This is a genomic window from Paenibacillus zanthoxyli JH29, assembly GCF_000520715.1.
GTDB classification, from domain to species: Bacteria; Bacillota; Bacilli; order Paenibacillales; family Paenibacillaceae; genus Paenibacillus_AQ; species Paenibacillus_AQ zanthoxyli.
Genome location: NZ_ASSD01000374.1, coordinates 1 through 23424, shown reverse-complemented (window position 1 = coordinate 23424; position 23424 = coordinate 1). Strand labels below are relative to the sequence as shown.

Below are 23424 nucleotides of genomic sequence, written 5' to 3'. Positions count from 1 at the left end.
TGGCGCTGTCCGCCGGACAGCTGCTGCGGATACCGCTTCTCGAAGCCTTTAAGCCCCGTCAGCTCCACCAGTTCCATGACACGGTCGCGGATGAAGCTTTTATTCGCTTTTTTCACCTTCAGCCCAAAGGCGATATTATCAAATACTGTCATATGCTTGAAAAGCGCGTAATTCTGGAACACGAAGCCAATCCCGCGTTCCTGCGGCGGCAGATTGTTGACTACCTGACCATGGAAGACAATTTCGCCGGCATCCGGCGTTTCGAGGCCCGCCAGCATCCGCAGGATCGACGTTTTGCCGCCGCCGCTCGGGCCAAGCAGTCCAATTAAATGGCCCTTCGTAATTTCAAAGTTGACATCCTTTACCGCATGAAAATTACCAAAATGCTTGTTCAGACCGCGTACTTCCACGTGCATGATTAACGCACTTCCTTTCTTTTCTTGCTCCATTCCATGAGCAGTAGAAGTCCTACCGAGAAAGCGGCCAACACCAGCGCGACGCCGCCCGCCGCCGTTACATTAAAGTTCTCGACATCCTGGTAAACCAGCGTCGTCGCGGTCTGGGTCCTGTTCATAATATTGCCCGAGACGACCAGCACGGCGCCAAATTCGCCTAGCGAGCGGGCGACCGTGAGAATGACGCCGTAGATGACCGCCCACTGAATCGAAGGCCAGGTCACCTTCCAGAAGGTTGTCCACCCGTACGCGCCGAGCGTTGAGGCGGCTTCCTCCTGCTGCCCGCCGATCTCCTGCAGAACGGGCATCACTTCCCTGACCATCAGCGGAAAGGTGACGAACAGGGTGGCGATGACCATCCCAGGAAAGGCGTAGACGATATTGAAGCCAATATGTTCAAACACCGCCCCGAGCGCGCTGTCTGGACCGAGCAGCAGGACGATCATCAATCCGCCGATGACAGGCGACACCGCATACGGCAGATCGACAATACTGTTGAGCAGGCTCTTTAGCCGGGGGCCCATCCACTCGGCCCGAACCAGATACAGAGCCGTCATTATACCGAACAACGTGTTCAGCAAAGTTACCGTGATAACAACCAGAGCGGTCATCATCAGCGCATGCAGCGCCTCCGGCCTCGTCAGCGCCTCCCAGAATCCGGAAAGCCCCTTGCCGAAGGCTCCCGTAATCATCTTGCCCAGGGGAGCGGCTATCAGCAGAAAGAAAACGAGATATGTCAGTCCAATCCACAGCCGTCTCATCGTCTTCTCCCCCTCATCTGCGCTACATTGATCAGCCAGAGGATCAGGAACGACAAGGTCAGCAAAATGATGGATACGGCTGCGGCGCCGACCCCGTTATCGCTCTCCACCTCTCCGTAGATGAAGACCGACGAGACGAGCGTGCGTCCCGGGATATTTCCCGCTACCAGTACGACCGCCCCAAATTCAGCCAGCGCTCTAGAGAAGGCAAGCATGCCGCCTCCGATCATACCGGGTGCCATCGCCGGTAAAATAACCTGCCGGAATACCCGGATGCCCTTAGCTCCCATCGTGTAGGCCGCCTCTTCCTCGGAAGGGTCAAGCTCTTCCAGCAGCGGTTGTACCGCCCGAATCACAAAAGGGAACGTTACAAAGACCATTGCAATTACAATCGCTGGCTGATGGAAGACGATCTCGAGTCCCAGTGATTCCGCTGCTCCGCCGATCAGGCTTCCCGGTCCAAGCAGCAGCAGAATCATCAGTCCGCCGACGGCAGTCGGCAGAGCGAACGGCAGATCGACCATACTGTTCAGCAGCGGCCTGCCGGGAAATTTGTAGCGGACCAGCACCCAGGCGATCATCGTGCCCAGGGCGACATTGATAGTGGCGGCAATAAGCGCCAGTCGAAGCGTAAGCAGCACAGATCGCCAGGCAATCGGGTCAGAAATGCTTTCAACAAAATTTGTGAAACCAAGCGAAAATGAGTTGTAGTAGACGCCGAGAATAGGAAGCACGATTAATACGACAAAATACAGCAAAATCGTGGATCGGAATCCCCAGGTCCATCCTTTGTATCTTAGCAGCGAATTCAACAGATAAGTCCTCCTACCTCCGGTTGACGGGTCGGTATACTAGCCATGTGCCGATAAATAATTCCTATTAATATACTAGGTTTAATAATTATAAATACTTTACCACTGACCTCTTGCCACCGTCAATTACTTTTGAGCCATTTTAGGTTAAAATAGTTCCTGAAAGGGCTTGAAACCGATTTTAAGAAAGGGGAAGCCGCCATGCTTCAGACGTTCGAGATTTCAACAAGCAAGCGGGATGAACTGCGGGATATCACAAGAGAGGTTATTTCTTATGTAAGAAAAAGCGGCGTGCAGAGCGGAATAGCGGTTGTATATTGCCCCCACACAACCTCCGGCATTGCAATTAACGAGAATGCCGACCCCGACGTGAAGCATGATGTGCTGATGCGTCTGGATGAGGTATATCCTTGGGAGCATCCAAAGTACCGTCATGCGGAAGGCAATACGGCGTCGCATCTCAAATCGATTACAGCCGGACCGTCCCAGAGCATCATCATCCATGAAGGGGAACTGCTGCTGGGAACATGGCAGGGCATTTATTTTTGCGAGTTCGACGGACCAAGGCGCAGGCAGTATTATGTGAAGATCATTGAAGGATAGTTTCCGGGCACAAGTAAAAGGCCGCTTTCGGAGTAAGATGCCGAATCGGTCTTCTACTTGTCCGGCAACTTTTGCTTTTACAGGGCAGAGGAGTACTCGATTACCAATGCACAGCCGTAAAGCGCAAAAGGAAAAAAACACACTACAAACTGCGGCACAGCACCCGGACATGCGATAAAGCCGCCGATTTCACATCGTCAAACTTGATTCGGTCCTGAATGTAGTAAGAGATAAATCCGTGGGCAGACAGGAACAAAGTCAGCGGCACACTCTGCCAATCTTCGGGCACATAGCCCTCTTCTTTAAGATAGCGGCGCACCATGCCGGAGAACAGATCGAAACATTTTCCCTGTTCCGCCCGACAGTAAGCCAGCAGTTCCTCATCACGGATCATGAACATAATTTCGTATTGATACGGATGGTCCAGCCCAAAGCGGATAAATTCCAGCATCAGCTGTTCCACCTTGCCTACTCCTTCTTCCGGAGGTCTGTTCATCGCCTCGCCGAGCAGCGTTGCCACATGATTGAAGTCATCAACCACAATGGCATAGAACAGCTCCGCTTTTTCCTTGAAGTGATAATATAGGGATCCATGGCTGTACCCCAAATGTTGACCTATGCTGCGCATGGAGATGGCCCGATAACCCTTCGTAATGAAAAGGTGCCTTGCCGCCTCCAGAATCCTTTCCCTCGACAACTCCTGTTCCACTGCTCTTCTAGCCATAATTTTTATTCCCCTTCGCTGTAGTAAAGCTGTCTGCCCTCCGTTACTACCGATTGTCCCTGGGTCAAATCCGTTATCCATGCCTTAAAGGCATCGGCTTCTTCATTCCGCGGCAGGCATGTCAGCTTGACCTTGTCGGTGAACTCCGTTTCGCCGGTCTTGATCCCCCGGCCCCTCAGTTCATTCTCGACCTTGCCGAGCCAGGTATAATCCAATTCCACAAATACTTCACGGTGCAGAACACGGGTGATAACTTCGCCGGCTTCAAGCGCCAGTACGGCGCCGTCCGTGTAGGCCCGAATCAGACCGCCCGCTCCAAGCAATATTCCGCCGAAGTAACGTGTAACGACTATTGCCGCATTTTTGATGCCTTGGCTCCGGATGACTTCCAGAATAGGCTTCCCAGCCGTACCGCTCGGTTCCCCGTCGTCAGACTGCTTCTGAATTTCGTCCCGTTCCCCAATCATATACGCGGAACAGTTATGCGTGGCGTCCCAATGCTTCTTCTTTATGTCTTCTATAAATTGAACCGCTTCTTCCTCTGTCTCAACCGGCATGACATGTCCGATAAAGCGAGACTTGCGGATAACGATTTCCTTGGAACCGGAAGACCGCACCGTCCGGTATTGTTCCAGCATTATTCATTCATTCCTTATTCGCTGTGATCTTGAGATATACGAGGAGCAGCCCGCGGTATTGGATTACCTCTGGACTGCTCCCTGGTGAATTACTGTGGTGTGTTATGAGGTGAGAAGCTGCAATCTACTCGGTAAGTCTTGCTTCGAGCTCCGCTTTTTCTTTTTCATAGCCCGGCTTGCCGAGCAGCGCGAACATGTTCTTCTTGTACGCTTCTACGCCCGGTTGGTCGAACGGGTTGACGCCGAGCAGGTATCCGCTGATACCGCAGGCTTTTTCAAAGAAGTATACGAGATAGCCAAAGCTGTAAGGTGTCTGATCCGGGATGGTGACCACCAGATTCGGAACTTGCCCGTCCGTATGCGCGAGCAGTGTGCCTTGGAACGCCTTCTTGTTCACGAAGTCCACGGTCTGCCCTGCCAGGAAGTTGAGTCCGTCCAGATCGTCCGGATCGCTCTCGATTGTAATATGTTCCCGAACTTGATCCACTTGGATAACCGTTTCAAAAATGTTGCGGTTGCCCTCCTGGATGAATTGTCCCATTGAGTGCAGGTCTGTCGAGAAATCCACGGAGGAAGGATAAATGCCTTTGAAGTCCTTGCCTTCACTCTCCCCGAACAGCTGCTTCCACCATTCCGATACGTAGTGCAGGGAAGGCTCGTAGTTTACGAGAATTTCCGTCGTCTTGCCTTTACGGTAGAGCGCGTTACGAACAGCGGCGTATTGATAACTCTGGTTCGTCGCCACATCCGGATTGTCGAACTCATCAGCGGCTGCGGCTGCGCCCTTCATCATTTCTTCGATGTCGATGCCGGCAACGGCAATCGGCAGCAGACCAACGGGAGTCAGTACGGAATAACGTCCGCCCACATCGTCTGGAATAATGAACGACTCATAGCCCTCTTCGTTAGCGAGCGTCTTGAGCGCGCCTCTTGCTTTGTCAGTTGTAGCGTAGATCCGCTTGCGGGCTTCTTCCTTGCCGTATTTCTTCTCAAGCTCTGCGCGGAATACCCGGAAAGCAATCGCGGGCTCGGTCGTCGTGCCGGACTTGGAAATGACGTTAACGGAGAAATCCTTGCCTTCAAGAAGCTGAATCAAATGGGTGAGATAAGTGGAGCTGATATTGTTTCCTGCAAAATAAACCTCAGGCGTCTTCCGCTTGCCCTTCTCCAGATTGTTATAGAAAGAATGGGTCAGCGATTCAATCGCTGCGCGGGCTCCCAGGTAAGAGCCGCCGATGCCGATAACGATCAGCACATCGGAGTCGCTCTGAATCTTCTTAGCTGCCGCCTGAATGCGGGCGAACTCTTCTTTATCATAATCGTGCGGAAGATCAATCCATCCAGTATAGTCAGAGCCTGTGCCGGTCTTGGTATGCAATTGCTCATGGGCCAATTTGATCGGCGCTGCAAAATAGTCGATTTCGTGCTGGTTAATAAAAGACAGGGCTTTGCTGTAATCAAAACTGATTTTTTTGGACATCGGTAACGGTACCCTCCTGTTTCTCTTTCGATTTGACACGAATTGTAACAACTTTATAATAGGATACTTTAATTTCACTGGACTGGCAAGGTCCTATGGCACAGGCAAAAGGATCAATTTGAATAACACGGAACCTAGACGGAAGCGTTTCCCTTGCAGGAGCGGCTTTTTCAGGTTGGAACCTCTCTCCAGCTCGTGCTAAAATGAAAAAGATTAGGCTGGAAGTCCGGGGGAAAATGCTGATTTCGGAACAGGTCTAGTCCTTCTTCCGCAGTTATTTCCGTTCTTCTGCTACCTCTAATAGCAAAGGTGTGAAATTTTATGAAACAAATCGGATTTATCGGACTCGGTACGATGGGAGCGCCTATGGCTTCCAACCTGCTGCGGGCAGGATTTCAGGTAACGGTGTACAACCGCACCGCTTCAAAATGTGATCCGCTGGTCAAGGAAGGCGCCACTGCAGCCACTACTCTGCAGGCCGCCTCGGAAGGCAAGGACGTTATTATTACCATGGTCAGCAATGACGATTCGATCCGCGAAATTTATTACGGGCCGGAAGGGATTCTGGAAGCTCTGAAGCCGGGAGCGGTAGTGATCGACTCAAGCACGATTTCGCCGGGGCTGGTCAAAGAAATTGCGGCCGCCGTCGAAAGCAAGGGGGGGCATTTCCTTGACGCTCCGGTAACCGGCAGCAAGCCGGGCGCCGTGGAAGGCACGCTCGTCTTCATGGTCGGCGGCAGCGCCGATATTATTGAAGCCAATCGCGATGTGTTTGACGCTATGGGCAAGCTCCTGCTGCACATGGGCGAGAACGGCAGCGGCGCGGCGGCGAAGCTGGCCCACAACGCGATGGTCGGCATCCATAATATCGCGCTTGCCGAAGGCTTCTCCATCGCGGTGAAGTCCGGCGTGCCGGCAGATAAATTTCTAGATCTGATACGGAACGGGTCAGCCGGAAGCAAGCAGGTTGAACTGAAGGGCCGCAAAATTATCGAGGGCGACTTCAGCAACCAGTTCTCCCTGGAGCTCATGCTGAAGGATCTGAAGCTCGCATCGGCGCTGAGTGATGCGAGTGGTGTGCCTACTCCGGCGCTCGAATTGGCCAAAAGCCTATTTCAGTCCGGCTACTCCCAGGGATACGGCGAAGAGGACCTCTCAGCCGTCGTCAAAACCTATGAAGCCTGGATTGGTCAAAAAATAGGCGAATAGTAATAGGTTTCGCAATCATGTTAGAAAAAAGCACAGACTGCCTCTATGCAGCATATCGATCTGCATAGAGGCAGTCTGTTTTTTGGTATCTTCCGCTTTCGGAATAGCTTCAAGCGGGAACACTTAATTTACCGGCTTGCAGATTTCACGGAAACCGGCGGCATCTACTGCACTGAGACGCCTCTAGTGCTTGCGCCAAGCGGCTGTATAGGCGCCGGCGAGGCTGCCGGCGTCATCTCCGGTTCCCGGCTATCCGGCTCGGCGCTCTCAGGCGCAGCGGCTGCTCCCGCATTGTCCGTCCCCGCGGGTTCCACAGGCCAGCGGAGAACCGCTTCGCGTCCGTCAACCCACCATTTTCCTTCTCCTGAAGCGACCCGCAGCCAAGTGCCGAACCTGCCCGTCACTTTCACACTCTGCTGGGACAAAAAGGCCACCTTAGGTGCAAAAGCATCAGGATATTTGCGCAACGCGGTTTTTAGCTTGATATCGGCTTCCGCATCAATCTCTTCCACAATACCGAAATTTCCGGGAGCGGGATGAATCCACCCTGCGCCGCTTTCCGTCTGGATGCGGTACCAGTCGCCTTTGCGCGCAAGCGTTAACACCTCCTGCGGACCAATAACGAAGGAAGACGCGGTTGCTCCCGCCCCTGGATAAACCGGTGTTTCTGCGAACAGGCTCATTTTTTGATTAAGAATCTGAACACTCTGCCGCTTCAGCCAAAGTTTGTATGCCTGCGAAGCCGTATACAATGGAACCTGCCTGTTCTCAGCCCATATATTGCCGAAGGCGCTCAGCGGCAGGCTGCCCTCTCCCGCGTATTTTCCGATTTCTATGGTAAATCCCGGACGCCCGAACTCCTGAATGAACCAGTCCTTATAGCCTCCTCCCGAGGGATTTTTTTCCGGCCGGACAAGATCGTATCCGGTTAACCGTGCTAGCGAGGAGGCAATCTCCTTGTCGCGCGTGAGATTAGCGGCAAGTGTATGATAATGCCAAAAAATAATTCCGCCAGAGCTATGGTAAGAAACTGTGATATCCGGATCGATTTTATAGGTAAAATCCATCATCATTTTCACTTCAGGCGCCTGAACAGGCTTTATCCCTCTGTAATTTTGATAGTGGGGTAATTGACCGCATTTTTCATCGTACTCCAATTCGCCGGGTACTGGCGGTTCAGGTCGAGCCCCTGCATATTGGCCTTCCACCGTATAAAGTTAGGGCTGCCTCTGTTATAGCGGTTCAGCAATGCGGATGTTTCTTTCGGCAAACCGGCGGTACCCTGCTGGGAAAGAGTTACCCCGTCCGGATTGACCATCGGTACGATCCAAATGCTGACATGGTCCAGTATCTCCCTGACATCATAGGGTCCAACCGGTTTGTCGAGATCGTAGCTTTGAGCGTATGTATCGATCATTTTCATCAGCAGCGTGGTCGTCATCCACTCCCAGGCGTGATGAGAACCGTTCAGGAACAGCACAGACTCCCCGCGGCCAAGCTTTACAGCCCATAATTCTCTTCCGTAAGCGGTCTTTCCCAAGGTCTGAACGGACACCAGGTCGGGATACGCGGCTGCCAGCTTGTCAATATCCCGCTTCATAATGGAATAGGAATAGACTTGTTTCGGATTTACGATATCGGCCTGACCCTGAGCCTGAGCCCTGCCGGGCTGAAAGATAAATACAAATAGCAGTAAAATGTGGCATAGAATAATAGAATAATGGATTGACTTGTACGGCATTAGCTTCAGCATTTCCAGCCCCTTAGATCGATGTATGAATCTATCATTATATTCATCGTCTCCGGCCTGCTATTTTTGAATATTTGAATACACCATCTTAGCCTTCACATCCAAAGAGCCATGGAAAGCAACAGATCCTGTGGGACTCTCGCCTTTATGAAAAAAGAAAAGCCCCGCATTTAAGCGGAGCTTCCACATGTTCACTCTGTAATTTACAGGTTCGGGTAAGAACAGCAGTAATCGGTAACCGTGAATACTTCCAGTGAAAATTTCGAATTGCCTGGCACATGGAAGGTTTCCGCGCCGTCAATCTCCTGCCATGCTTCCGAACCGGGCAGCAGCACCTTCAGCTTTCCGGATAAAATCTCCATCGTTTCCGGGCCGTCCGTGCCGAACTCATACACTCCAGGAAGCATGATTCCAAGAGTAACCTTGAGGCCGTCCTCCAGAATCACCGTGCGGCTGGTTACTTTTCCATCATAGTAAACGTTGGCTTCTTTTTGAATGGTTGCATTGTTAAATTGACTCATCTCTTTTTCTTCCCCCTTGAATTCCCGATCATTCAAAGTATTATTCTACAGCAAAGCCTTCACGCGGTTAACGACATTTTCCACAGTAAAGCCATATTCTTTGATGACTGTGTCGCCAGGTGCGGAAGCGCCAAATGTTGTGATGCCGAGAATATCGCCTTGATCACCGACATAGCGTTCCCAACCGAAGGTTTGAGCCATTTCAATCGCAAGACGTGCTTTGACATCCGGCAGGATGACGGAGTCGCGGTATGCCTTGTCCTGCTTCTCGAACAGATCCCAGCTTGGAAGGCTGATTACGCGGACGTCAATGCCTTCTTCGGCCAGAGCCGCTTGGGCTTTAACAGCAAGCTGCACTTCGGAACCTGTGGCAATGATTTGCGCCTGAGGCTTGCCGTTCTTAGCATCGGAGATAACATAGCCTCCGCGCTTGATGTTCTCGCGGACGCCTTCCACCGTACCGGGCAGAATCGGCAGGTTCTGGCGGGTAAGCACGAGCGCTACCGGATTCTCCTTATTCTCCACCGCATAGGCCCATGCAGCGGACGTTTCGTTCGCATCGGCCGGACGGATAACGGTGAGCCCTGGAATGATGCGCAGGGATGCCAATTGCTCAATCGGCTCATGCGTAGGTCCGTCCTCGCCGACGGCGATACTGTCATGAGTCAGCACGTAAGTAACCGGCAGCTTCATAATGGAAGCCAAACGGACCGCTGGACGCAGATAATCCGTGAAGACGAAGAATGTGCCGCCGAATACCTTGAGTCCGGTATGAAGCGCAATGCCGTTCATGGCTGGCGCCATACCGAATTCGCGGACGCCAAAATAAATATTGCGGCCGTCGTACGACTCCGGCGTGAAGGAAGCCAGGCCGTTGAGGTGGGTCATTGTGGAGCTTTCCAAGTCAGCGGAACCGCCGAACAGCTGAGGCACGCCCGCAGCCAGGCCGTTCAGGGCATTACCGGAAGCCACACGGGTGGATACGGCTTTGTCTTCCGCTGTGTATAGCGGCAGCTTGGCGTCCCAGCCTTCCGGAAGATCGCCGCTCAGGACGGTTTCAAGCTGTACTGCCAGTTCCGGATAAGCCTTCTTATACTCCGCGAATTTCTCGTCCCATGCCTTGTTAGCTGCGACGCCTTTTCCCTTCACTTCGGCAAAAAGGGCGCGGACTTCTTCCGGCACATAGAAATCCTCTTCATATACCCATTTGTAGAACTCTTTCGTCAGCTTCGCTTCTTCGGCGCCAAGCGGAGAGCCGTGCGTACCGCCGTGTCCGCCTTTACCCTGCTTGTTCGGGCTGCCGTAACCGATCACGGTCTTCACTTCAATAAGCGTAGGCTTGTCTGTGACTGCTTGTGCTTCCTCAATTGCCTTGCCGATTGCCGGAAGATCGTTGCCGTCCTCCACGCGAAGCACATTCCAGCCATAAGCCTCAAAACGCTTGGCAACATTTTCGGAGAATGCGAGGTTCAGCTCGCCGTCAAGCGAAATGTCGTTCGAATCGTACAGCACAATCAATTTGCCAAGCTTAAGATGACCAGCAAGCGAAGCAGCTTCTGAGGAAATCCCTTCCATCAAGTCGCCGTCGCCGCAAATCGCGTAAGTATAGTGATCGATTACATTATACTGATCTTTATTGTACGTAGCGGAGAGCTGCGCTTCCGCGATCGCCATTCCGACCGCCATCCCGATGCCTTGTCCAAGCGGACCCGTCGTAGCGTCGACACCTGCCGTATGGCCGAATTCCGGATGACCGGGAGTGAGGCTTCCCCATTGACGGAACTGCTTCAGTTCCTCCATCGGAAGATCGTAACCACTGAGATGCAGCAGGCTGTACAGCAGCATGGAGCCATGGCCGGCTGATAAGACGAACCGGTCGCGGTTGGCCCACGTTGGATGCTCCGGGTTGTGGTTCATCGTCTTCGCGAAAAGCTGATAGCCCATCGGAGCGGAACCCATCGGCATACCGGGATGGCCGGATTTCGCTTTTTCAATCGCGTCAATGGCCAGTGTACGAATCGTCGTAATCGCCAGGTTGTCGACTGCAGAGTTTTCATCCTTGTGGATCGCTTGCTCTTTTGCCTGTTGTTCAGTCATTCAAATTGTCCTCCTCTATAAACCTCAAGAATGTCATTTTGACTATTATTGTATCACTAATGTGGAAGCATTTCCAATTGTTTTTGCCTGCCAGACGCCCCAACCTTTAAGTTTCGCAACTTGGTTTCTTTTTTATACGGTGACCGGTACTGGCTGATACATGAGGAGTACGCTACTTGACCCGGTGGCTGCGGAAATACTGGCTCCAATTCTCCGAGATGATAACCGTTACTTTATCTATCTTCGTGTTGTATTCGTTCTTAGCCGTAAAGGTGAAGGTCAAAGGCCCATTCGGCAAATGTTCAAAAGAAGGATCATAGAGCTCCCCGGTCCAAAAGGTCTTGTCGCTATCCGAAGGACTAAGCTGCGCCGTAAATCCGCCGTCCATCGTTACGTCAATCGTATCCGGCAGCCCGGTAGCGTCCGCCTGAAGCACGAATTTCTCCCCAGCCCAAAATATATTATAACCACGCGGCTGCTCCGTGTCTCCCGATATCTTTAAATTGTAGCTCTGCCGGTTGGCATTCCACTCTGCGGTGTGCTTCACTCCACCTTTTACACTCAGCAGATTGACCAAAAAATATTTGCGTGGTGAGGCCGCGCTCCAATCAAAGCCGTCGAAAACCTCGACCTCTACCGCATACTTATGGTTCTCCACTAAAGCTCCTGCCGGAACGGTCCACTGCTTCTGACTTGACGCTTGATCCCCGGACTGAACAACGATACTGCCGGTTGCCGCATCCAGTATACGCACCCGGAACCGCTGCTGCTCATCGCCGTCATCATCGGCATAGCTCCATTTCATAATCGGCGTCAGCGTACTGGAGATGGTCGGCTTGGCTGCCGTGTCGCTGGTCGGAAAGGTGAGATTCACCACGGGAAGCCGGTTTTTTACGATGAATGCATGAGAGATTTCCCGCCATAAGCCCAGCGAGTCGGTCACCACCTGGCGGATCGTAAAGGTATCGTTGGTCGTGAATTGTTTCGTAAAGTTGTCGGATACGCTGATTAAGCCCTCAGCTCCCCCACTCGGTTTCAGGTAATATTTATAGGTCAGGCTGTCTCCCTTCGGTTGATCGTCGTCATGAGCCGTACTAGTAATTTGCAACACATCGGTCCGATAAATCGGCGTTTGGATTGCATCCTTTCCGGTATCTGTAACTAAAGAGAAGCCCGGAACCGGGGGATTGTCGATGATGAACGCTTTTTCGTTGGAGATTTCCGACCAGCTGTTCTTGGAATAGGCACGTCCATATAAGGAGAACAGTTCAAACCGTTCAAATGTTAGGTTAGGCACCTGATATTTCCGAAGCAGGCCGGTGCTATCCGAATTTTCTACCGTTTTGGCCAACAGGCTGTCTTTTGTAAAGAACTCCAGCCGGTATTTTTCCTGCGGGTCATTCTCCGGATCGGCGTATGTCCACTGGATTAATGGATCTCCTTGCTTCTCGGCATCGAGCACAGTAGGATTGCCTTTAGTGCCGGAAGGAGAGGTCAACGTCATAAATGGAGCCAAATTCTGCGCAGCATTTACTTTCAGCGAGGCAACATTGGACTTGTCGCCGATCTGGTCCACGACCCAATGCTTTAGCGTATAGACACCCGGTTCAGGGAAATCGATCTCTATGTTTGGCGTACGATAAATGGTTGTCTGCCCGTCGCTATCCGTGACTTTCCAATAATACTGCAAGCTTGCCGCATCTGAAGGATCTCCATCCTCATCATTAGATGTGTACTGCTTCGTATCATATTTGAACACAGAATCCGGACCTACGATGGCCGCTGTTGGAATATGATTCTTCACGGTGAATAAACGTGTGGCATTCGAACTCAGCGAACCGTCAGATGCCGTAAGGCGCATTTCCCATCCCTCCGAAATGGCCTGCTGTAGAGAAATGCCGTTGTTTGCGATAAGGTCGCGAATCGTCAGGACCTGATTGCGGTTGCTGCCAGCATAATAATAGGGACTGTTATTTAGCCTGGCGTCCCAGGAATAGGATAGGTTATCTCCGTCTTCGTCCGGATCAGGAGTCATGTTTTCCATCGTAATGACCGTATCCCGGTACACTTCAGGCGGCATGTAAAATGCGGCTGCCGGCGGATGATTCATTACCTGTACGGACTGACTGTACGTTTCCGACCATAGGCCGCGGTTATCATGCACCTGCAAATTAATCTGATAATTGCCGATCCCGAATGCTGCGATATTGGGCGGCGTAGTCGGCCCTCCCCAATGCGACCATACCGTATTCCAGCCATCCTTGACCACTGACCAGCTATAAATATCTAGAGGATCATTATCCGGATCAAAAGACTTATCCGTAATGGTAGTGGCCTTACGGTAGGAGACAATATTCGGATTTACGGTGAATAACGCAATTGGCGGGAGGTTGCTTCCACTGCCCACTGTCCGCAGACACCAATCGCTCCAAACGCCTACTCCATTTTCCCCATCCATGTCACGCACTCTAAGGCGAATATCATATTGCTCGGTTGTCGGCAGTTGAGCAGGCGGCTGCCCGTCCGTCCACGTTTCAGCTTCGGTTTTTTTGTACTGCCATTGCCAAGCGATCAAGCCTTTATTGGATGCTGTGATATGATCGAGATCATAGGAGCTATCCGTTAATTGAAGGCTCCCGCCCACAAGCTTTGCTGCAAATAGCGCAACCGGTTTACGGTGGACATGATACGTCATGGAAGATAGATTGTCCCGGCTCCACAGCCGGTAGTTATCGAATCGGTCATCGTTTTTAGGATTGTCCTTGGCCTGAAAAGTAGCGGTGTATACTCCGGTGTAAGGAAAAGAATTATATTTTGCCGAACGCCACAGCCCGCTATCTGAAATAATCCCCATTGAATTATCAAAAAAGTTCGGATCATGGTCGTACCTGTACCGTTCCTGATGCTTAGGATCGCCTTCGTAATCTTTGTAGCTGGTACCGATATCAACCGGCGTATTAATTAAAATAAAGGATTTGTTCCTGAGCCTGTAGGAGACATTCACAGTCATCGTTTTTTCGTCCTTATAATTATACGGATCGACAACTTTGACAATAATCGTATGATGACCGGGAGGAATACCGTCACCCAAAACATCGATGGGAATGGAGAACGGTTTATTGATTAGAGCTTGGGGAATAGTCACTTTCTTATAAAATATATTGGGGATCTCCGCACTGACGACCAGATCATTGTTGTCAACATCACGGACATATCCTTCAATGTTCATTCCGCTGAAGCCCGGCTCATTTAAAAGCTGCTGCTCGCTTGGGCTCGTGATAGTGAGTGATGGGGCCGAATTAATAATGAGTGGCTTGGTCACATCAAACATGACTAAGTTGCTCCACCCATTCAATGCATTTCCCGGCTCTGATTGAATATCGCGGGCTGTAAAATAAATACCAACCTGACTAGGAACATCATAATTCCATTCTAGATACGAATCCCCGTCAGGAGGGCGGGATACATCAAATGACATCGTGTGGGCCGTCCCAGCACCTGGATTCTCAATAGTCTGCCAAGCTGTATACCTCGCCTTCATCCCGGTATTAGCATTTTGGAGCCATGTGGCAATAGTCACATATCTATTTCGTTCCATGTTTTCCCACCAATATACGTGAGAGTCTGTTTTTAGGATGAATGGACCATCAGGTACAATATCATATTCCAAATGTCTATTCGTTAAATTGAACCGAACATTTTTTAGCGTTAAACCAGGCATCTCTAAAGTTAACGCACCAATATTCCCCATACTTGAGTCATAAGGACTTGTTCGAGTAAATGGATCAATGCGTATATCCACAAAATTAATAATATTTGGATTACTGCTTGCAGCCTTTACCTGAACATTCCCCGAAAAAACTTCGGGGAATGTAAGAAGCAATAACACAACGGCCATAAACGTTGAGACGGCTTTTTTTAACTTTTGCATCATTGTTTCCTTTCTACCGTGACCAATCCACATCCGGCGCCTGATTTTTCACCTTGAAGATCCGTTCGATTACATTTTGGGTGATATCTGAATTTATAGACTGCCGATCAGCTTGAGTCACAAACTCCTCAATCGTGGGTTGCCCAAACTCTTCAAATACCGTTAATCGTACTTCGTATTGGCCGACGTCCTGTACCTTGAGATTCAGCCTACTTAAGTTTTCATTATTGAAAATCACCCAGTTTTCATCGGTAAAGGTCCCGTTGTTGTTGGAATCATACCGATATTCCCAAAGCCTACGCGCCACAATATCCTTATCCGGGGAAAAGGACATGTCATCGATTGAAATTGTGGCTTTATTCCCGTCTTCCGGATTGCGATAAACCGAACCGGGAAGGGTGAAGTAAGCAAATGGCTTTTCATCGGGCACAATTTCAAACGTTGTTTCGTTGCTCGCGGAAAGCCCCAAAGTATTCTCCACGTAGATCGTCGCCTTATATTGTCCTGGCTTTTTAAACAGAGCTTCTTTACTGAATACCCCATTTAAAGATCCGCTGTATTTAATGTCCGCATCGGTTCCGCCTGAGATAGCAGTGATGGTGATTTTGGTTTTGGAGGCAACTAACGGGTAATGTTTGGGACTGCTGCTGTAGCTTTGTATAATCACCTTCCGGTTTTGCTTCAACGTGCCTTCGGCACGGATCAGCGCGTCCGGCTTAGGTTCAATGACGGTGATCTCCTTGCTCGTGCTTCCAGTCATCATTTCATCATCCACGACAGTCAAAGCAATCGTTTGTTCACCCAAATGGTCCTTATCGTACCAAATGGTCCCTCGTGGCTTATCTATGAGTTCCCCTTCAGCGCCCGGAGCATCCCAGTAGTAGCTTTTAATGAAACCGTCCGGATCATAAGAGCCTGCCCCGCTGGCTTCAAACTCTTGTCCGGCTTTTACCCTGCTTGGCGCGTTGATAAGAGCTATAGGCGGCTTCATCTCACGCGGGGGATCAGGCGGTGACGAAGGGCCGGGAAAGCCGCCGCCCGGTGGATTGGGCGTTGTATATACGCCTGCTCTGGCCGAGAAGGATTCCTTCAAGGAGGTAATTGTTCCCGTCTTGGTCACCACTGGTTTCTTAAACCGCACAACTACGCTTAGGTCATAATCCTGACTAAAGCTGCTCCCTGTCACCTTCGCCTTGGGAATTTCAAATTGAAATGATTCGTTTGCGGTTAGGGTCTTGGTGTACACTTTTTTAGTTTTAAGCGAGCCTTCATTGTTCTTCTCTTTAGCATAAAATACCCATTCTTCGATGTTAGAAGAATCTTTATATGCCAGAAGCTCACCTTTTACGGTGATCTTGACTGGCACATTCTTGTTCTCGAACTTCGTTGGATTTGGATTCGGCTGTTCAAGGATGGCGGAACCGGTCAGCGTGACTTCGTCCGGTAATCCGTAGTCGAAGGTGACGGTTCCACCGTAGCTGTAGGTGGTGACTTTGGCTTTGGCTTCATAGTAGTAGCTGACTTCAGCAAAGTATTTCCGACCTTCTGCTTTGCCTGATAGTCCACCATCCGGTTCTGACTCCCAATTGACGCTATTAGGGATATAGTAATTTATAATAACTCTTCCATTTTTAAATGTAGGTTCTTTGTATGCATATGGTGAGTATTTTAAAATTTTAGGTACAATCGAAGAAGCAATAATATCTTGTGAATCAATGACCTCCGTCTTTGAACCGTTGTACCATTTAAGATACTCCTGCTCTCGTAATGGCCCAGCCGTTACTACGGTCTTGGGCGGGTTCTGTGAGGGATAGCCATCGGTCGCATTAACATCTTTTGTCTTCATTCGATCATTATACTCATCGTATTCATTAATTTGCCAACGCCTACCATCCGAATATAACCATATCGAATTATAAATTTTAGTATTATATAATGACTCATATGAAGATCTATATCCTTGTACTTTATCGAGAATTTTGGTATTCGACGTTCCCTTTAAAGTTATTTTTATCTTTCCATTTTCAATAGCGACCCCCCCAATCTTCTCGTTATTTCCGTTATACTTTAGGCTATTTTCCATGATAGAAGCGCTTTTCACTCCACTTGGTAATTCCAAATAAAAGGTTTTTGCACTATTATCTGAACCAACCAATCCTGTGGAAATTGGAATAGCAACCGAAGATGACTTGGTATTTGAAGCTAATGCATAATTTGAAAAGCTGAAGACTATCAGAACGACAAGTACCAGAAGATATTTTATTTTTTTCATTACACCCTCTACTTTTCGCTAACTACAAATTTTTCATCAAACTTCCCATCAAAATATAAACGAACAACAAAATACTTAAAACCATCTTCGTACATAAAAGCTTGATACGTACTGAGTTGTTGTCCTGGTTTCAAAATGAGTCTATTTAACGCTTCTTTATCATTGACTGTGCCTCTTTTTGTAGCACCCCAAACGCTATTAAGTTCTCCAAGGCCTTTAAAACTAAGAGTCCACTTTTCACCGCCAATATTATCAACCGTTTTTTTGCTATTGTTTTTCACCGTGATTTTGGTCCAAACAAAATATTTCGGATTTGCAATCAATCCAGACTGAGAACCATATTTATAAGTATTCCGTAAAGCAACTGCTTCTTTAGAGTTAAAATCATAGATCATAATCTTCTCCAGCGTGTAACTCAGCCCCCCGGCCGTCACGGTGACGGGCAGCTCCACATCCTTTTTCAAACCATACTTAAATAAGTTATCAGTCATAACTGGAACTGCCGCCTTAGTCATCGTCGTTGCCGCCACTCGCGGCGCCGTTGTGTCCACCGTGTTTGCTTCTACTCCCCCCACCGAAAACATTTGCGTGAGCAGCAGCGCGGCTGTACTTACTTTTAGAATCGTTTTTTTCATTATTGATCTCTCCTATAAAATAATTTGTGTAATTTATCGGCAAAGACTCTCGTTCAGCCAAAAGCTCCTTGCCGATAAACTGAAGGGCAATGAGCGGCGGCCCGGATCCGGAAAATATGGCAAACCCAAACCGCGTCACTGTCCTTCAAAATGGCATCCCTAATTCCAGACTGCTACTTGTTATACTTGTACTCCTGAATCGCTGGCACCTGGATGTCTTTCTGAGTTCTGGCTGTTGCGATCAGTACCGGATGCTTAGTTTTTATAACGGCAATTACAGAGGGTCCTTGTATATACTTCGTAATTCCGTAACGACTGTCTTCATAGAGAAACGGGAAGGCAACACCCGAGGATTCATCGATCACCTTGAATTCGACGACTTCCACTTTGGAACGAAGGCGGCTGCCGACGCGGGGAGTGAGGCTGTCATCCAGTCCGAGATTGGCTTCCAGCGTTTCCTTAAAACTGGATTCCGCCGCATCCCGATCGATGATCAGCCGTCCTTCCGCACGTTCCGACTCGACCATTTCCTGGGCGGCATCGTGAACAGCCATGTTGTTTGCATGTTTAAGCAGTTCCCGCTCAATGTCCCATTCCTGATTCTGCGCCTGAAAAAACCAGGTATAAATAAAGATCAGCAGCACAAAGGCAAGCTTGATAACGTAATCCATAATGTCACCTTAATCGAGATATTCGCTCATAATGGAACCATGGCCGTAGTAATACGAAGGCTGCGTCCCGCCGGAAAAGTTATACGGAAACATGGAAATCCGCGGAGCTTTGACATATACATCAAGTCTCGTTTCTCTCTCTTGAACCGTCTCCGAACCGCTGGTAATTTCAATGGACGAATCCGAAAATCCCAAAGCCTTCAGGTTATTCACGACCTCGCTTCGCATACCGGCGGTTACCATTCCTTCGGTTGCAGCCTTTTGTGTAAGGAAAGAGGTGTTGGCCTTGACCTGCAAATCCAGCAAATAATCGATGTAGGTAAAAATCGGCTGCAAAATAATAAACAAGACCAGCCACATAAACAAAGCCCGGAGAACAGTCGCCTTCATGGTCTAAACGCATACTCCTTTCAATAGCCGTAAGATCGGCAGGACCAAAAATTCGGCTAGTACTGCTCAACCTGCTTCGTATGGGCAATAATGTCATCCTGACTGCTGCCAATCATCCCAGTGGCGGACGTGATGAAGATTCCGGCAATAATAAATCCGATGGCGAGAAACAAGGCAACCGAGATCGAATCTTTTTTCATCGGCTGCTAGGCTCCCAGACTGAACGGTGCGTCAGACGTCGGATCGGCAGAGTTAAGCGGCTGCGTCATACTGACTGACGGCACGGTCGGACGATTATCGTCGGCATCGTCTATAACATCTCTTACGACTGGAATCAGAACGGCGATCACGATAGCGACACACAGAAACCCGATTGCGATAAAAAGCCCCGCAGAAATAGCATCTTTTTTCATTGTTAATATCTCCCTTTTCATTTTATTTTTTTATATGCTGATTGAATATGACAAATATTTATTGAAACAGGCCTAGATCATTAAAATTCCCCTTGATCAGCATAATGTACTGCATGGCTAATGTTACGATCATCAAAAAGGTGGCAATCGACGGAATCACGTTAATGATCGAGGAAATGTCCCCAATTAGAGACCACTTGCGCAGATATTGGTCGCTGGATATTTTGGCAATCATCTTCCCCTGCTCCCGCAAATAAGCAGCGGCCTCCGTATCATCATCCATCCCCTCCGTAGCCAGCAGAATGGACCGGATATCGCCGATAAAAGCATGGCCCTCCGGAAACCGGTCGCAAAACCATTCGATTGCCCGCTCCGGCCCCTCATCGACCACCCGTTCCGACAGCTCGTACAAATCATGACGGATGTGGACAAAATGTCCGGCAGCCCCGGCGCAGAAAGCGCCAAACTGCACGTATCCCCGCCTGCGAAGCCTGTTGTTCTCATATAGCCGGAGAAAAGAGATCAATTCGCCATCCTTTTGCACGACGGATCTCTGATGCAGCCAGGAGAGCAGCCAGCCGAACGGAAGGTAGCGAGCAGGACTCGTAAAGACGATAATCAACGCGGCGATCAGCAAATCATATGCGCTAAATGGCAAGCCACGGATATAGTCGCCGAGCACTTTTACAAGCAGATAGAGAAAGGCCGCCACATAACGAAACAGCGTGACTTTCCGCGCAGATACAGTCAGGCCGCTGGCATAAAGAAGCTGCTGAAGCCTGCTATTTTCCAGACGTTCACCGAATCCTTGCCACCTCTGCTGCAGACGCAGCATATACCGCTCCCTTTTTCCCGTGCTGCTGACGAACACAAGTAAAGCGAGATAGACGATTCCGATTACGGCGGTTAGTGCAAATAATCTATCCATACGTATCTCCTCAGTGATAATCGAGTTTCGGCTTGGCCAGTACGCTGCTGATCACAAAGGACAGAAACAGGCCTGAGACAATCACCATCAGAAAAGTCAAACCGGCTTTGGTCTGAAACTGCAGACGAAAATAGACGCCGGGCTTCAGCATATACATGAAAGTCCCGATGGAAAAGAACAGCACGACCAGATTGCCATATAGCCCCAGACTGATCGCATCGCGGCTGTTCGCCTTGACGGTCAGAATCGTCTCCCGCTGCTGCTCCATGGAGCGGTTCAGCATCAGCAGCGAATTTTTCAGATAAAAGCTGCCCTCCTTCTCGCAATACAGCAGATCCGAGACGAATTCAACGGCAAAAGTGGTGCCGACCGATTTGGCAAAACGCTGCGCTTCCTCAAAAAGCTCATGCTCGTTGCTGTAATTGGCGAAGGAGGAAGCCAGTATTTTTAACGGGGTCACAAGTACATTGTCTTCGTCCAAAAAATCGGCGGTTTTGCCCAGCAGCGCGTCGACAGGAAGGTGCGTAAACTTCGCGGCGATCTTCACCGCATCCAGCAGATGATAGCTGCCTTTCACCTTGTTATGCGCATAGACATACCGCAGCCGCAGATAGGGCAGCATTCCGGCGAGGACCGCCAGAAACAGAGGCAGCCGCCACCAATCCTGCAAAGGACGGCCGCTGTCAAACGATACCCCCTCCAAAAAAGGATTATGAAAGGACAAATGTCCAGGAAGCTCGCGAAGCGTCAACTGACCGGACAAGAATACGGCAACGGCCAAAATACCGGATTGCAGTATGAACCGCAGCACGGTGATTCCCGGCTCATAGTTTCGCTTGGTGAAGTAGAGCAGGTTGTCCAAATGTCCGTAAAACGGCAGTTTTTTTGGGAGTCCGCCTGCCTTTTGTCCGAGTAGCCTCCTTCTGCGAAAGAGCAGGTGAGTTATTGGGGCTGAAAAATACCGGATCCCCCGTTCTGTGAGCGGCTTAATAAGCAGCCAAATCCCCCAGACGATCAGCAGATGCAGCGCAAAGCGCATCAGGTAAAATACTCCATTCACTGTCATCACCGCCTTATTCGTTCAGCACGATTCTGGATTTCAGACTTTCCTTCAGCGGTCCGGACATCGGCTTCTCCTCGGCCAATCGCACTAAAATCTCCAATAGCGCTTGCGCCGCCTCCGTATTTTTCTTCCGCATTTTTAGAGCAAGCCCTTCGGTGATTTCCGCATTATAGGTCCAATCTCCGCTCTCCTCCTCCCAGCGCATCAGATCGTTCGCAAACACCGAGCTATGGGCTTCATCATAAAAGACTTCGGATATGCGCGACAGCCGCTTTTTCCCTTCTCCTGCGCTTTCCAAAATAAACACTAGCTCGCAGGCTTTTAGCGCGGAAACAAGGTGCCCCTTCATACTTCCGCCAATGCGGGTCGAGACGGCAAAAGCGCCTTGATAAGGGACATCCTCCGAATCAATAGTGTGAAAGGTTCCCGTTATGCCGTCGTACCCCTTTTCCCCGCTCCACAGGTAAAATTCCCATTCGTTGTACCGCATTTCAGTCATATAGAGCAGGTTGGGATCATGGCGCAGCGATTCTATGCCGACTTCCATCAGCTCTTCATTAGCGGCCTGGATGGGAATAATCCGGTGCCCTTTAATTTGGTAAGGCAGCGTCGATTCCGGGTGCTTCTCGATCATAACGACGCCCATGCAGGAGGCGGAACCGAGCAACTGCTCGCCGACAATCGTATTGGCAAAGGTCGTTTTGCCCGAGCCAACCGCGCCGGCAATAATTGTGTTGCGGAAGGTCATTGCCAGTGCGCGAATCATCGGTACGGCTTCTGCCGGAATGCACTTCGTACCCGCCTGATCGTCCAGATCGAGAAATTCAACCACCTGCCGCCGCATGGAAATCGTCGTAAAGCCCTCCCACACCCGGGGAGAAACCCAAATGGCAAGCCGGATAAATCGGCCGGGCCAGAGCGGATCATCCATTTTGAACTCGGCGGAAGGATTATCCTTGTTCAGCTTCTTGTTCGGATCACTCTTCAGCAGCGAACGCTTCAACTGCTCGACCCGGTCCAGTGACGGCATCTCATACGGATAAGGAACAAATTTGCCTTTCACATTGTAAAAAATTTGCCGCCCGATAATTTGCAGACCCGTCGATTCGCTGTACGCCCGATCCGTGAACCAACGGTAGGCCGGGCCAAATCCTTTCCATTCGTGAAACAGCGCTTCGGCCGCCGTGTCATAGGCTTCGGGAACGCTGCCGGTGAAAGGCGTCTTGCGCAGGTACTTTTCAATCTCATTCATGAAAAAACTGACCGCCTGCGGATCACCCGTCAGCGCCTTGGCGTTAAGCTCGAAATACGCCTCGTCCTCCCGCTCCAGACCCGCGTTCATCTCTCTTTTCATTTTTTGCAGGAAAGAAGGGAAGTCTTCCTTTCCCGGCCTGCTGCCGCGAAGAACGCTTTGTTTAAGCGAAAAAGGAGATCCTGATGCCGAAAAGACAGTTTCAACGCTTCTTGGAGCCTCCAGACTGCTCATAGGAACATCCCTTTCTTCTTGATCTCGGGCTCAAATCCGAACACGGAGAGCAGCCCCCGGACTTTTTCGTCCATCTGAGCCAGGTCCTTCTTGCCAAGCGGCAGAGTGCCTGAGATTTGCGGATAATAGGGAATATTCAGAAAGATTTCGGTGCCGAATCGGAGCGCCATACTCTTGGGAGAAACAGTCTCCTCCAGACCGCCGCGGTTCAGAATGAGCTTGAAATCATGCGGAGTGAGATCCATATGTCCCGCCAAATCCATGAGCGGCTCCAGCCTGTATTCATGCTTCGGATGAGTAACGAGCAAGCGCAGCGCGGACTTTCTCATTCCGGTATACCACGCCGCGCTCTCCGGTACGGAGCCGAGATCGGCAATGACGATGTCTGCGTTGTCTGAGGCGCGGTCTAGCAAATATTCCATCTCGTTCTCCTGAAAATCCTGGGCGCTCAAGTAATCGAAGTTACCCGGCAAATAACGGTATCCGTCCTGCATAATCAATTGATCGAAATCCTCGTCGTGGAGCCGGTTTCCCGTCAGCTTCGGGCGGAGCCGGTCCAGACTAACCGCTGATTTACGGTCGTAA

Annotated in this window: 23 protein-coding genes; 2 read left to right on the top strand and 21 right to left on the bottom strand. The window is 50.1% G+C overall.

Translation table 11 applies throughout. The features are described from left to right. From L691_RS0113850 to cysT, 3 genes are all read right to left on the bottom strand, one after another. Window positions 1–416, bottom strand: a 416-nt coding sequence (locus L691_RS0113850; protein WP_025691099.1) for a sulfate/molybdate ABC transporter ATP-binding protein, incomplete at its 3' end; no start/stop codon positions are given. Between the two features lie 2 nt (window positions 417–418). Beyond that, a complete protein-coding gene (locus L691_RS0113845; RefSeq protein WP_025691098.1) occupies window positions 419–1216 on the bottom strand; it encodes a sulfate ABC transporter permease subunit in 798 nt (265 codons plus the stop codon). Then, window positions 1213–2028, bottom strand: a complete 816-nt coding sequence (gene cysT, locus L691_RS0113840; protein WP_025691097.1) for a sulfate ABC transporter permease subunit CysT — start codon at window positions 2026–2028, stop codon at window positions 1213–1215. Before cysT ends, L691_RS0113845 begins: the two co-directional genes overlap by 4 nt. Window positions 2029–2229: 201 nt before the next feature. On the opposite strand from cysT, the gene L691_RS0113835 reads away from it, so the two are divergent. Continuing rightward, window positions 2230–2631, top strand: coding sequence for a secondary thiamine-phosphate synthase enzyme YjbQ (locus tag L691_RS0113835; RefSeq protein WP_025691096.1), 402 nt, complete (start codon window positions 2230–2232; stop codon window positions 2629–2631). A 142-nt stretch (window positions 2632–2773) separates the two neighbouring features. Here the strand turns inward: L691_RS0113835 and L691_RS0113830 are convergent, their stop codons facing one another. The 3 genes from L691_RS0113830 to L691_RS0113820 form a co-directional block, all read right to left on the bottom strand. After that, window positions 2774–3355 (bottom strand): TetR/AcrR family transcriptional regulator, encoded by a 582-nt coding sequence (locus L691_RS0113830; RefSeq protein ID WP_025691095.1) that lies wholly within the window; start codon window positions 3353–3355, stop codon window positions 2774–2776. 5 nt (window positions 3356–3360) lie between these two features. Further along, window positions 3361–3993 (bottom strand): YigZ family protein, encoded by a 633-nt coding sequence (locus L691_RS0113825; protein WP_025691094.1) that lies wholly within the window; start codon window positions 3991–3993, stop codon window positions 3361–3363. 124 nt (window positions 3994–4117) lie between these two features. After that, on the bottom strand, window positions 4118–5473 hold the full coding sequence (locus L691_RS0113820) for a glucose-6-phosphate isomerase (protein ID WP_025691093.1): 1356 nt from the start codon (window positions 5471–5473) through the stop codon (window positions 4118–4120). Between the two features lie 321 nt (window positions 5474–5794). Between L691_RS0113820 and L691_RS0113815 the strand changes: the two genes are divergently transcribed. After that, on the top strand, window positions 5795–6682 hold the full coding sequence (locus L691_RS0113815) for an NAD(P)-dependent oxidoreductase (RefSeq protein ID WP_025691092.1): 888 nt from the start codon (window positions 5795–5797) through the stop codon (window positions 6680–6682). Window positions 6683–6846: 164 nt separating this feature from the next. On the opposite strand, the gene L691_RS33960 is transcribed toward L691_RS0113815, so the two are convergent. From L691_RS33960 to L691_RS32830, 15 genes are all read right to left on the bottom strand, one after another. Then, window positions 6847–7755 (bottom strand): M14 family metallopeptidase, encoded by a 909-nt coding sequence (locus tag L691_RS33960; RefSeq protein WP_051459372.1) that lies wholly within the window; start codon window positions 7753–7755, stop codon window positions 6847–6849. 26 nt (window positions 7756–7781) lie between these two features. Then, window positions 7782–8435 carry a M14 family zinc carboxypeptidase gene (locus tag L691_RS33955; protein WP_051459371.1) on the bottom strand — a complete coding sequence of 218 codons (654 nt, stop codon included), beginning with the start codon at window positions 8433–8435 and terminating at the stop codon, window positions 7782–7784. Window positions 8436–8635: 200 nt separating this feature from the next. Further along, window positions 8636–8953 carry a pyrimidine/purine nucleoside phosphorylase gene (ppnP, locus tag L691_RS0113805; protein WP_025691091.1) on the bottom strand — a complete coding sequence of 106 codons (318 nt, stop codon included), beginning with the start codon at window positions 8951–8953 and terminating at the stop codon, window positions 8636–8638. A 45-nt stretch (window positions 8954–8998) separates the two neighbouring features. Next, the gene (tkt, locus tag L691_RS0113800) at window positions 8999–11050 is read right to left on the bottom strand and encodes a transketolase (RefSeq protein ID WP_025691090.1); all 2052 of its coding nucleotides are present in this window, start codon (window positions 11048–11050) and stop codon (window positions 8999–9001) included. Between the two features lie 172 nt (window positions 11051–11222). Continuing rightward, window positions 11223–14381 (bottom strand): hypothetical protein, encoded by a 3159-nt coding sequence (locus tag L691_RS0113795; RefSeq protein WP_025691089.1) that lies wholly within the window; start codon window positions 14379–14381, stop codon window positions 11223–11225. 613 nt (window positions 14382–14994) lie between these two features. Beyond that, a complete protein-coding gene (locus L691_RS0113790) occupies window positions 14995–17253 on the bottom strand; it encodes a hypothetical protein (RefSeq protein WP_156934235.1) in 2259 nt (752 codons plus the stop codon). An 8-nt stretch (window positions 17254–17261) separates the two neighbouring features. Continuing rightward, entirely contained in the window at window positions 17262–17888 is a 627-nt protein-coding gene (locus L691_RS0113785; RefSeq protein WP_025691087.1) for a hypothetical protein, read from the bottom strand. Between the two features lie 173 nt (window positions 17889–18061). Then, the gene (locus L691_RS30700; RefSeq protein ID WP_025691086.1) at window positions 18062–18559 is read right to left on the bottom strand and encodes a hypothetical protein; all 498 of its coding nucleotides are present in this window, start codon (window positions 18557–18559) and stop codon (window positions 18062–18064) included. 9 nt (window positions 18560–18568) lie between these two features. Beyond that, on the bottom strand, window positions 18569–18949 hold the full coding sequence (locus tag L691_RS0113775) for a hypothetical protein (RefSeq protein ID WP_025691085.1): 381 nt from the start codon (window positions 18947–18949) through the stop codon (window positions 18569–18571). 56 nt (window positions 18950–19005) lie between these two features. After that, entirely contained in the window at window positions 19006–19149 is a 144-nt protein-coding gene (locus L691_RS32025; RefSeq protein WP_155986912.1) for a hypothetical protein, read from the bottom strand. 6 nt (window positions 19150–19155) lie between these two features. Next, window positions 19156–19362 carry a hypothetical protein gene (locus tag L691_RS0113765; RefSeq protein WP_025691084.1) on the bottom strand — a complete coding sequence of 69 codons (207 nt, stop codon included), beginning with the start codon at window positions 19360–19362 and terminating at the stop codon, window positions 19156–19158. Window positions 19363–19420: 58 nt separating this feature from the next. Continuing rightward, window positions 19421–20290, bottom strand: coding sequence for a hypothetical protein (locus L691_RS0113760; RefSeq protein WP_025691083.1), 870 nt, complete (start codon window positions 20288–20290; stop codon window positions 19421–19423). 10 nt (window positions 20291–20300) lie between these two features. Then, window positions 20301–21350, bottom strand: coding sequence for a phage holin family protein (locus L691_RS0113755; RefSeq protein WP_025691082.1), 1050 nt, complete (start codon window positions 21348–21350; stop codon window positions 20301–20303). Between the two features lie 13 nt (window positions 21351–21363). Further along, entirely contained in the window at window positions 21364–22839 is a 1476-nt protein-coding gene (locus tag L691_RS0113750; RefSeq protein WP_025691081.1) for a P-loop NTPase family protein, read from the bottom strand. Continuing rightward, on the bottom strand, window positions 22836–23424 hold a 589-nt coding region (locus tag L691_RS32830; protein WP_036737017.1), incomplete at its 5' end, for a P-loop NTPase family protein. The genes L691_RS32830 and L691_RS0113750, both read right to left, overlap by 4 nt.